The following is a 12480-nucleotide window of genomic DNA, read 5'->3' as shown; positions in this document are numbered from 1 at the left end:
TCTATTGAAGCGATAAGAAAAACTGAGTTAGAGGTATGAACATGCAATTTTCAGAGTTTCAATTATTAGTTGTGTTAGCTCAAGAATTAAATATGCGTAAAGCTTCAGAAAAGTTATTTGTATCTCAACCTGCGCTGTCACAAAGGCTTCATTCTATAGAAAAAACATGGGATACTCAAATCTTTCTTCGTTCCCAAAAAGGATTAACATTAACACCGGCTGGTGAAAAAATTGTAAACTATGCAATGGAAGTAGTGAGAAATGAAGAAAAGGTTCGAGAAGAGATCAACAAGTTAGACCAAGAAATACACGGAACTTTAAAAATAGCAGTTGCAACGATTATCGGACAGCACTGGTTACCGAGTGTGTTAAAACAGTTTGTCAATACTTATCCACATGCAAAAATATCGTTAATAACAGGGTGGAGTAGTGATATTTTAAAAAGCTTGTATGAGGATTCAGTGCATATTGGTATTATCCGAGGTAATCCAGAGTGGAAGGGTGTAAAAAAGCATCTACTGTCGGATACTTTATATTTAGTTGATACAGAAATTAATAAAATTGAACAAGTTTTAGAAACTGAAAGGCCTTTTATCCAATTTAAAAGTGACTCTACTTATTATCAAGAAATACAAAATTGGTGGCATCGTCAATTTCAGACAACTCCTAAAAGGACAATCGTTGTAGATCAAATTGAAACTTGTAAACAAATGGTTTTACATGGAATTGGCTATGCCATCCTACCATCTGTTACTCTAGATGGGGATTCTAACATGTATCGAATTCCATTATTAGATGAAAATGACCGTCCAATTACTAGAGATACATGGTTACTTGGTTATGAATCTGCATTTCAGCTAAAACAAGTACAAGCATTTATTGATATAATAAAGAACTCAAAGCAGTAACTTTGTAGAGTTCTAAAACAGTTGTCACATATTCTTTTGTCTGTTAAAGTATAACAGAATAACTAATTAAACAAGTAAAGTTGTGGAGGTATAAGCTATGAAAATGATGGATGCTAACGAGATCATATCTTTTATTTCAAATAGTAAAAAATCAACCCCTGTAAAAGTATACATAAAAGGTGAGTTGGAAGGTCTTGAGTTTGGTGCTAATTCTCAAACATTTATAACTGGAGATACAGGAGTAGTTTTTGGAGAATGGGAAGACATTCAATCTGCTCTAGAGAGTAATAAAGAAAAGATCTCTGATTATGTAATTGAAAATGACCGTAGAAACTCTGCTATTCCAATGCTAAACCTTAAAAATATAAAAGCACGAGTTGAACCAGGTGCGATTATTAGAGACCAAGTGGAAATAGGAGACAATGCTGTAATTATGATGGGAGCTTCTATTAATATTGGTGCAGTTATAGGTGAGGGAACGATGATCGATATGAATGCTGTTCTAGGAGGACGAGCAACAGTAGGGAAGAACTGTCATATCGGAGCAGGTGCAGTACTTGCTGGTGTGATTGAACCACCTTCAGCAAAACCGGTTGTAATTGAAGATGGTGTTGTCATCGGAGCAAATGCGGTCGTTCTTGAAGGAGTTACTGTTGGACAAGGAGCAGTAGTAGCCGCTGGAGCTATTGTTATTGATGATGTGCGTCCAAATACGGTAGTAGCAGGCACCCCAGCTCGTGTAATAAAAGAGATTGACGACAAAACAAAATCAAAAACTGAAATTATGCAAGAGTTAAGAAAACTGTAAATGTGATAACAGAAAGGCCTTTTTCGTATCTTTTTTACCGTATTCTCAAAGAATGGACAGCATGAAGAGTTTTGTTAGAACTCAAAAATGTTAAAAGTAGAAAAGACGCCGCTGTATACGTGCTTAATCTAAGTACGAAAAGAAACAATCATAAAAATAATGCTAAGCGTGGACGAATAAGTCCACGCTTATGTTTTAAGGAGGTATAAATTTGAGTGAAATGGACCGTTTTATAAAAATCCGCAGAGATTTACATAAAATTCCTGAATTGGGATATAAAGAAAATAAAACCCAACAATACTTAATTAACTACTTATCTACTCTAAATGCTGAACGCTTTGTTATGAAGAAATGGAAAACTGGTTTATTCGTTAAAGTTGCAGGAACTAATCCGCAACAAACGATAGGTTATCGGGCTGACATTGATGGGCTTCCTATTACTGAAGAAACTGGGTATGAATTTTCAAGTAAACATAAAGGCAATATGCATGCGTGTGGACATGATTTTCACATGAGTATTGCGTTAGGCGTGCTAACTCACATTGTAAATCACCCTAAACGTGATGACGTTCTTTTTTTATTTCAGCCTGCTGAAGAAGGCCCTGGAGGAGCGTTAGAAATGCTTAATAGTGAGATAATGAAAGCGTGGAAGCCAGATGAAATATTTGCTCTACATATAGCGCCAGAATATCCTGTTGGAACGATTGCAACAAAAGAAGGGTTGCTTTTTGCTAATACGTCAGAATTATTTATTAATTTGAAGGGGAAAGGTGGCCATGCTGCTTATCCGCATCTTACAAATGACATGGTTGTAGCAGCTTGTGCACTTGTTTCTCAATTACAATCTATCGTTTCGAGAAATGTCAATCCACTTGATAGTGCCGTTGTTACCATTGGCAAAATTACCGGAGGAACAGTACAAAATATTATTGCAGAAAATGCAAGGTTAGAAGGAACGATTAGAACTTTGTCTGAAGAAGCAATGAACGATGTAAAAGGTCGAATAACATCTATCTTGAATGGGATTGAAATAGGGTATCAATGTGAAGTAGAAATCGACTTTGGATCGAACTATTACCAAGTGAATAACCATAGCGATAAAACTCGTGAGTTCATGCAATTTGTTAACGACCAGACAGACGTAAAGATGATTGAATGCACCGAGGCTATGACAGGTGAAGATTTTGGTTATTTAATTAAGGATATTCCTGGCTTCATGTTTTGGTTAGGAGTCGACTCTCCCTATGGCTTACATCACGCAAAGCTCATGCCAAACGAACAAGCCATACCAGTAGCCATAAACTTAATCACACAATATATTAACTACAAGCAGGGTTTGACCCCCACTATATTACCGAGTTAAGTGGTAGGGGGTTAGACCCTTTTATAATGAATATTTTATTGGATGTTAGCCAAATTAAATGTGAGGAGGTGGTTTTTGATGGCAAAAGTAGGAGTTGAGCAATCGTTAACCCAAGTACAACAGGCACTTGAAGAGAAGGGACATCAAGTAGTTCAGTTACAACAGGAAAGTGACGCTCAAGGATGTGATTGTTGTGTTGTAACTGGGCAAGACTCCAACTTTATGGGAATGAATAATGTAGCAACAGCTGGCCCGGTTATCGAAGCGAGTGGGTTATCTGCAAATGAAGTGTGTCAGAAGGTGGAAGATAAATTAGGCTAAGGTGATTAAAGAAATAAAAAGAGGACTAGGAAATCAAACTATTCCTAGTTTTCTTTGTATGGAATAAAGACCATTTATGTTAGAAAAAACAACTCATTTGTCATGATAGTACTATTATCGGGGCGTAATATTTTTCATCCGTTAGTTTGTTTGATAAACTATTATGTGTAGAAAATAAATGATGCACCAAAAAATATAATAACTATCTATTTAAATTAATTATAATTTAATATTGACTAAAAACACATTGTATATTATAATTTTTTTTGTTAAGATATTCATTAATGAGAATTCAACATATTAATTCTCAATTACAATAATATTGGAGGTAATACATATGGCAGAACGTCTAGTAGGTAAACAAGCACCACGTTTTGAAATGGACGCGGTTTTAACAAATGGAGAATTTGGTAAAGTAAGTTTAGAGGAAAACATGAAAAATGATAAATGGACTGTGCTTTTCTTCTACCCAATGGATTTTACTTTCGTATGTCCAACTGAAATTACTGCTATTTCAGATCGTTATGAGGAACTTGAAGATCTAGATGCTGAAGTAATTGGTGTTTCAACTGATTCAATTCATTCACATAAGGCTTGGATTAACACACCAAGAGACAGCAACGGCTTAGGACAATTAAACTATCCATTAGCTGCAGATTTAAATCACGCTGTATCAAGAGATTATGGTGTTTTAATTGAAGAAGAAGGAATTGCTCTTCGTGGATTATTTATTATTAGCCCTGAAGGGGAATTAATGTACCAAGTAGTACACCATAATAATATTGGACGTGAGGTTGAAGAGGTACTTCGTGTACTACAAGCTCTTCAAACTGGAGGTCTTTGTCCAGCTAACTGGAAACCAGGTCAAAAGACACTTTAATTCACTAAGTATTAACAACACTTTAAATGCAAATAGACATGTGCATACAACTGCAACATATAGAAGAAAGGGTCTAACGAATATGTTAGACCCTTCCTTAGCATCATCGTTGTAATTATATTAATATAGGCTGTTCAAAAAGTCTGGATGAAGGATGTAATATTTCACGGTAAGTGACATTTTGAATAGTACTTCCTGGACTTGGTACTCGTAAATATTAATTTGTAGTATGTGAGACTACAAGTTACTCGGAGAAATCAAAACACTTATCTCAGCACTACGCCTTTTATCTTTTGAACATGCTCTTATAGGAGTGAATTTAATGAAATTAAGAGAACAAATGCCAGAGTTAACTGGAGCAACAACTTGGCTAAATGGTGAAGTAACAAAAGAGCAACTTGTAGGTGATAAGCCAACGTTAATTCATTATTGGTCAGTTAGTTGTGGGTTATGTAAAGAAGCGATGCCTCAAATAAATGAATTCCGTGACGAATACAAAGATAAATTGAATGTTGTAGCAGTCCATATGCCACGATCAGAAAAGGATTTAGATATTGAGAAGGTAAAAGAAGTTGCTCAAGAACATGATATATCGCAGCCCCTTTTCGTAGATAACGATCATAAGTTAACGGATGCATTTGAAAATCAATATGTTCCAGCATATTATGTGTTTGATAAAGAAGGAAAATTGAGACATTTTCAAGCAGGTGGAAGTGGTATGAAAATGTTGACAAAGCGTGTAAATCGTGTTTTAGAAGAGTCGGAAAAAGCTGAATAATAATAACCATGTAAGAAGCCCAAAGTGAAGTATATTTTGGGCTTTTTGTTTTGAATAGCTTCCAGTTTTATTAATTGGTTTTATTGTCATTATTGGGAATAGAATTTTAAAAATAGAAAATAGTAGAAAAATATGATGAAACACGGTATATTTATTTATACGTCTAAAAAAACAACAATAGTTAGTTAGGAGGTCATAAGATGGAAACTTTTCGTAAACTTAAAAGCTTTTACTGGCCATACAAACATATGTTCTTATGGTCATTATTTTTTTCATTGTTTGTAACGGGAATTATTGTAGTGTATCCAATCATTTTACAATATACAATTGATGAAGTTTTTATTGGTGGTAAACACTCAGCTGTTCCGTATTTGGCTTTAGGCTTTGTTGGAATTATGATTATAAAAGGTATTGCAACTTTTTTTCAACAGTACTTAGGTGATATGTTTGGCATAAAATCTGTGTATCATCTTCGAAATACACTGTATGAAAAACTGCAATATTTGCCTTTTCGTTATTACGACAACGCCAAAACAGGAGATTTAATGTCAAGATTAACTGCAGATGTTGAAGGTTTTAGATTTTTCTTATCATTCGGTATTTCAGAATTTATTCGTCTCATACTTTTAATTACAGTAAGCTTATCTGTTATGTTTTATTATTCTATTGAATTAGCAATGATAACGATTGCTGCTTTACCGTTTTTAGCAATTGTGGTTTATAAGTTTGATAAGCAAGTTCATCCAGCCTTTAGAGGAATCCGTAAATCATTTGGCCGCTTAAATACTAAAGTGCAAGAAAATATTAGTGGAATTAATACAGTGAAATCCTTGTCTAGAGAAGGATTTGAAATATCAAAATTTAATACAACGAATGATGATTATAAGGATAAATATTTGCATACAGCCAATGTATGGGCTAAATTTTTCCCGTTAATGGAGTTTATAGGTAATCTATGTGTAGTAGCGTTATTAGCATATGGTGGGAACTTGGTTATTAATGGAGAGCTAAACCCTGGAGAATTAGTAGCTTTTTTCAGCCTTGTTTGGTACATTATTTGGCCGATAGCAAACTTAGGGTTTGTAATCAATTTGTTTTCACAGTCAAAAGCCTCTGGTGAAAGACTGTTGGAAGTTCTTGAGGCAGAAGAAGAAATTAAAAATGCTGAAACACCTATTACTACAGCAAAGCTTGAAGGTAATATAGAGTTTGAGCAAGTTACATTAGAATATAGTGATGAGGATACAGCTGCAATAAAGAATATTTCTTTTCATGCAGAAAAAGGGAGAGTTATTGGTCTCATTGGGTCAACTGGTTCAGGAAAGACGAGTGTTACGCAATTATTAACAAGATTTTACGACCCTGCAGCTGGTTTTGTTAAAATCGATGGTAGGGATGTAAAAGATTACGCTCTCCATACTTTGAGAAAAAACATTGGTGTTGTATTGCAAGAATCATTTTTATTCTCATCTACAATAAAAGCGAATATTGCCTATGGAAAGCCTGGGGCGACCATGGATGAAATCATTGATGCTGCGAAACGTGCGAATGCACATGAGTTTATAATGGATCTGCCTGATGGATATGATACGTTGTTAGGTGAAAGAGGTATGGGCTTGTCTGGTGGTCAAAAGCAGCGTATTGCCATTGCTCGAGCAATTTGTATTAATCCTAGTATTCTCATTTTAGATGATGCGACAAGTGCTGTTGATATGGAAACTGAATTTAAAATTCAGCATGCACTTCAGGAAGTAATGAAGGACAGAACTACGATTATTATCGCTCATCGTATTTCTTCATTAAAACATGCAGATGAAATATTAGTATTAGAAGAAGGTAGAATTGTAGAACGAGGACTTCATAATGAGCTATTGAAGAACAATGGGATGTATAAAAGGATATACGATATTCAATATAAAGATCAAAAACGTATTCTTGCTACTCAGATCGGATAAGGTGGGGTGAACATGAAAAAAGAAAAACTGAATGAGTTAGTAAAAGAGAGATTTCACTATTCCACAGATCAAGCTATCGATAAACCATTCAATTGGAATCAAATGGTTCGATTGCTTAGTTACATGAAACCATATGTTAAATCATATTTACCGTTAGCGATCCTGACAGTTATTATAACTACAGCTGTACGTCTCATTATTCCGATCTTAATAGGAATCTACACGCTAGACCAAGCAGTGAAATATAAGGATACAGACTTATTGATTAAACTGGTTATCATTATCGCTGTTTTATATACGGTCTCGTATGTAGCAAATATGTTGCGTATTCGCTGGATGAATTTACTTGGTCAAAATATTATTTATGATCTACGTAAACATCTATTTACCCATGTTCAAAGGTTGTCACACAAGTTTTTTGATCAACGATCAGCGGGTTCAATATTAGTTAGGATCATGAACGATATTAATTCATTACAGGAATTGTTTACAAATGGTGTCATTAATTTATTAATGGACTTAATTATTTTAGTAGGTATTGTTGTTATTTTATTCTCAAATAGTCCATCATTAACGATTGCCATCATGGTCATTTTACCAATTATGTTTATCATATCGACAAGCTTACGTAAAAATATACGACGTTCATGGCAAAATGTGCGGATGAAGCAGTCGAAAATGAATTCACACTTAAATGAAAGTATTCAAGGGATTCGTGTGACGCAGGCATATACACAAGAGCCTGAAAATATTACTTTTTTTGATGGTATAAACACTGAGTCCTATCTTTCATGGAAAGATGCAACAAAAAAGAACGCTCTTTTTAGACCATTTGTTGAAATGTCTAATGCGATTGGTACAGCGATCTTAATTTGGTATGGATCAATTTTAATTACAGGTCAAAGCTTGAGCGTCGGGGAGTTTGTTATGTTCGCCTTTTACTTAGGTATGTTTTGGGAACCTATTTCAAGATTAGGCCAAGTTTACAATCAATTATTAATGGGTATGGCATCTAGTGAAAGGATTTTTGAATTTTTAGATGAGAAGCCACTCGTTTCAAACAAAATAGATGCAAATCCACTGCCAAATATGAAAGGTGATATTGATTTTCGTGATGTGACTTTTTCATATGACGACAAGAGAACAGCACTTGACAAAGTTTCATTATCAATTAAACAAGGTCAAACTGTTGCCCTAGTTGGGCATACTGGGTCAGGTAAAACTACGATTGCAAATTTAATAGGTAGAAACTATGATGCTACAAGTGGAGAAGTAATAATAGATGGTTATAACATAAAAGATCTGTTATTGGACAGTGTTAGATCACAAATTAGTGTAGTTCTACAAGATACATTTATATTTTCAGGTTCAATTATGGATAATATTCGTTTTGGAAGACCTGATGCAACAGAAGATGAGATTATTGAAGCAGCAAAAGCCGTTGGTGCACATGATTTTATTGAAAAACTAGCTAACGGCTACGAGACAGAAGTAGAGGAAAGAGGCAATGTCTTATCTGTCGGAGAGAGACAACTATTATCTTTTGCAAGAGCATTGCTTGCTGACCCAAAAATATTAATACTTGACGAAGCAACAGCAAGTATAGATACAGAAACAGAAGTGAAAATCCAACAGGCTCTAAAAGAACTATTACATGGTCGAACTGCAATCATTATAGCCCATAGATTATCCACGATTAGAGATGCTGATCATATATTTGTCCTTGAACAAGGTAAAATTATTGAAGATGGAACACATGAACAGTTGATGGAACATCATGGAGAGTACTATAAGTTGGTTGAAGCACAATTTAAAATGCTTGAAGTAGGATAGTAACAAACCACCGAAAAGGTGGTTTGTTTTTTTGTAAGGTTCTTTTCTTACTTTGTATTTATTACTATCAAGATTTTAGTAAATAAAATGTATTATATGATTTTATAGTCTCTAAAGAAGAAAAGATACCCCTAGCGTTATTAAGATTCGTGTGTTGTTGGTATTACGAAAAGCAAGAAGTAATGAGGAAACAAGCATTAGTAAGGTTCTTTTCTTACTTTGTATTTATTACTATCAAGATTTTAGTAAATGAAATGTATTATATGATTTTATAGTCTCTAAAGAAGAAAAGATACCCCGAGCGTTATTAAGATTCGTGTGTTGTTGGTATTACGAAAAGCAAGAAATAATGCGGAAACAAGCATTAGTAAGGTTCTTTTCTTACTTTGTATTTATTACTATCAAGATTTTAGTAAATGAAATGTATTATATGATTTTATAGTCTCTAAAGAAGAAAAGATACCCCGAGCGTTATTAAGATTCGTGTGTTGTTGGTATTACGAAAAGTAAGAAATAATGCGGAAACAAGCATTAGTAAGGTTCTTTTCTTACACTTTGTGTTATTGTTACCAAACTATATCCATGAAAAATGGTTTTATATATTAGTCATCGTTTTACAGAAGAAAAATAACCCCGAAAGTTTGAAATTTTTCGAGTTTACTTCATATTACGAAAAGCAACAATTGATCCGAAAACAAGGATTAGTTAGGTTCTTTTCAAGACTTAGTATTTATTATTATCAAGATTTTAGTAAATGAAATGTATTATATGATTTTATAGTCTGTAAAGAAGAAAAGATACCCCGAGCGTTATTAAGATTCGTGTGTTGTTGGTATTACGAAAAGCAACAATTGATCCGAAAACAAGGATTAGTAAGGTTCTTTTTGAGACTTAGTATTTATTATTATCAAGATTTTAGTAAATGAAATGTATTATATGATCTTATAGTCTCTTAAGAAGAAAAGAAGCCCTGAGCGTTATTGACAATATTTATAGTCAATTCTTACATAGCGTATATGAGAAGATTGATACAGTGCTTTTTACCTATATTATTAATACAAGGATATAGTCGATAAGTAGCAAGGATTTTATCTAAAATTATAGAATATTTATAATTGTACAAAATATAAGGGAGGAAAAAAGATGAAAAAATTTATAAGTTTGTTATTTACTGCATTACTAATAGTAGGTGTGACGCTACCTACGTCTGCTTCAACGAAATCAGAAGAAAGCATCTCTTATACGATTGTTTTTAAGAAAGAACAACTACCAGATGATGTCTCTTCAATCGTTGAGGAGCTAGGTGGTACAATAGTTAAATCCATACCGGAGATTGGTGTCATTCAGGTCAAAGCTCCTACAGATTTTGCTAAGGAAGCAATAAAACACGCTGACATCTCAGCTGCAAACCCTTCGTTAGTCGTAAATGCACCTGATTTACATTCAATCGATATAGAAGATACATCAATTGATGTAAATAATGCTTCCTTATATGATTTACAATGGGACATAAAAAGGGTGACAAACGATGGTGCTAGCTATGATATTAACACTGGAAATCATGATGTTGTCGTAGGTATTATAGACTCTGGGATAGATGTCAATCATCCTGATGTTATAGAGAACTTGTTGCCAGGTTCTAAAAACTTTGTACCTGCTGGAGGATTCACTGGTGTAGATAAGTCCGAAACGGGTGATTTATACGATATTCAAGACCGTAACGGACATGGTACGCACGTTGCTGGAACAATCGCTGGGAACGGCGAAATTTTAGGTGTTGCTCCGAATGTAGGCTTCCGTTCATATCGTGTATTCGCAGCTGAAGGCGGAGCTCATGACACTTGGATTGTAGAAGCAATTATTGCCGCTGCCAATGATGGAGTTGATGTAATTAACATGAGCTTAGGGGGGATCATGGCTAAAGGGCAAGTGTACTTCACTGATCCTGAAACTGGTGAGAGAACAAAACTAGGTGATGATGTTGCTGAATTTGTAGCATATTCTAGGGCGATGAAATATGCAGAGAAAAAAGGAGCTTTAGTTGTGACCTCTGCAGGAAATGATGGTATAAATGCATCAAATCATAAAGAAGTTACAGAACTCGCAAATATAAAATATGGTCCAGATGGGTATGAATTTATAGGTGCTAGCTTTTATGCTCCAGCGAGTATTCCAAACGTAGTGTCGGTATCAGCAACAGGTCCTTTTGATGAATTAGCTCTTTACTCTAATTACGGAAATGGGTTTGTTGATGTTGCAGCACCTGGTGGAAATTATGAATTGTATATGGAATATTTAAATGCAGGAATCTTTGACGAATATATCGCTAATCGTTTATTTGAGGGCGAGTTTAATCTTAGTTCAGTACCGGATGTATCTTATGAATACGATGCCGATGGTGTAATTGTTGACTATAGTTATATCGGCCCTTCATACTCTTGGCAAGTAGGTACATCCATGGCTGCTCCAAAAGTATCAGCAGTAGCGGCACTTATTTATGCCACAAACGATGATATTACACCGAAAAAGGTAAAACTGCATTTACAAAAATCAGCTGAAGATTTAGGTAAAAATGGGCATGATGAATCCTATGGACAAGGTTTAGTTAATGCTTACTATGCCTTAATGAGATAAGTACGTTAGTTAACTAAGTGAAAATGGTTAGATAAGTAATACATGCTGAGATAAGCTTGATTGCTTATCTTTTTTTTGTTTTGGCTCATTTCGTAAACTTTGTTGTTTTTCACTTTTATTTGAGTAGCAAATATGTATAATATGATTGTTATGGTCTATAGAGAAAAAAAGAAGCCTAGAACGTTAGCTATATAAGTGCACTTATATCTAAGAACGAAAAGCATCAATCAATGCGAAAACAGCTTATATTTTATGGTAAAATCAATTTGAACCATTTTCTTCACTATATTGGAGGAGTTAACGTGAAAAAAGAATTTGCAGTAATTGGACTAGGAAGATTCGGAGGAAGTATTTGTAAATCTTTAAGTGAACAAGGTATGGAAGTATTAGCTTTTGATATTGATGAAGATAAAGTAAATGAGTATGCTAATATCGCTTCCCATGCAGTAATAGGAGACTCTACAGATGAGTCAATATTAAAAAATTTAGGGATTAGAAATTTTGATCATGTTATTATCGCAATTGGTGATAACATTCAAGCTAGCATTTTAACTACACTCATTTTAAAGGAGCTCGGAGTTGAAAATATAACAGTCAAAGCACAGAATGATTATCATGAGAAAGTACTTTCTAAAATAGGTGCTGATCAAATCGTCCATCCCGAACGAGATATGGGAAGAAGAATAGCGCATAATATTATTTCAAATAACGTATTAGACTACTTAGAATTATCAGATGAGCATAGCATTGTCGAAATTGTTGCAAGTGAAAAAATTGATGGTAATTCATTAATTGATTTAGACATACGGGCTCAATATGGAATAAACATTGTTGCAATTAAACGAGGTAAGGAGATCATTGTTTCACCTCAAGCAACAGAAAACATACATGAAGGGGATATTTTAATTGTTATCGGGGCAGATACAGATATCAATAGATTTGAAAAACATGTGATATAAGAAAGAAAAAGGGCTAACCTCGCTGTTATGTATTTTCTATT

10 protein-coding genes are annotated in these 12480 nt (G+C 34.3%); all 10 read left to right on the top strand.

What is annotated here, in order from left to right; translation table 11 throughout:
- Positions 1–41 precede the first annotated feature (41 nt).
- The 10 genes from JM172_RS00130 (at position 42) to JM172_RS00085 (ending at position 12439) form a co-directional block, all read left to right on the top strand.
- The gene (locus JM172_RS00130) at positions 42–908 is read left to right on the top strand and encodes a transcriptional regulator CcpC (protein ID WP_214480017.1); all 867 of its coding nucleotides are present in this window, start codon (positions 42–44) and stop codon (positions 906–908) included.
- Between the two features lie 97 nt (positions 909–1005).
- A complete protein-coding gene (gene dapD / locus JM172_RS00125; RefSeq protein WP_214480016.1) occupies positions 1006–1716 on the top strand; it encodes a 2,3,4,5-tetrahydropyridine-2,6-dicarboxylate N-acetyltransferase in 711 nt (236 codons plus the stop codon).
- 220 nt (positions 1717–1936) lie between these two features.
- Entirely contained in the window at positions 1937–3079 is a 1143-nt protein-coding gene (locus JM172_RS00120) for an N-acetyldiaminopimelate deacetylase (protein WP_483297231.1), read from the top strand.
- Positions 3080–3157: 78 nt separating this feature from the next.
- The gene (locus tag JM172_RS00115; RefSeq protein WP_214480014.1) at positions 3158–3400 is read left to right on the top strand and encodes a YkuS family protein; all 243 of its coding nucleotides are present in this window, start codon (positions 3158–3160) and stop codon (positions 3398–3400) included.
- A gap of 337 nt (positions 3401–3737) precedes the next feature.
- Complete coding sequence (locus JM172_RS00110; RefSeq protein WP_214480013.1) at positions 3738–4280, top strand: peroxiredoxin; 543 nt, start codon at positions 3738–3740, stop codon at positions 4278–4280.
- A gap of 322 nt (positions 4281–4602) precedes the next feature.
- The gene (locus JM172_RS00105; protein WP_214480012.1) at positions 4603–5058 is read left to right on the top strand and encodes a TlpA family protein disulfide reductase; all 456 of its coding nucleotides are present in this window, start codon (positions 4603–4605) and stop codon (positions 5056–5058) included.
- Positions 5059–5258: 200 nt separating this feature from the next.
- Complete coding sequence (locus JM172_RS00100) at positions 5259–7013, top strand: ABC transporter ATP-binding protein (protein ID WP_214480011.1); 1755 nt, start codon at positions 5259–5261, stop codon at positions 7011–7013.
- A 12-nt stretch (positions 7014–7025) separates the two neighbouring features.
- On the top strand, positions 7026–8846 hold the full coding sequence (locus JM172_RS00095; RefSeq protein WP_214480010.1) for an ABC transporter ATP-binding protein: 1821 nt from the start codon (positions 7026–7028) through the stop codon (positions 8844–8846).
- 1143 nt (positions 8847–9989) lie between these two features.
- The gene (locus JM172_RS00090) at positions 9990–11480 is read left to right on the top strand and encodes a S8 family peptidase (protein ID WP_214480009.1); all 1491 of its coding nucleotides are present in this window, start codon (positions 9990–9992) and stop codon (positions 11478–11480) included.
- A 302-nt stretch (positions 11481–11782) separates the two neighbouring features.
- Positions 11783–12439 (top strand): potassium channel family protein, encoded by a 657-nt coding sequence (locus tag JM172_RS00085; protein WP_214480008.1) that lies wholly within the window; start codon positions 11783–11785, stop codon positions 12437–12439.
- Positions 12440–12480: the final 41 nt, after the last annotated feature.

It is taken from the genome of Bacillus sp. SM2101 (genome assembly GCF_018588585.1).
GTDB classification, from domain to species: Bacteria; Bacillota; Bacilli; order Bacillales; family SM2101; genus Nanhaiella; species Nanhaiella sioensis.
Note: the sequence above shows the minus strand (reverse complement) of the source record. Positions and strands in the feature narration are given on the sequence as shown.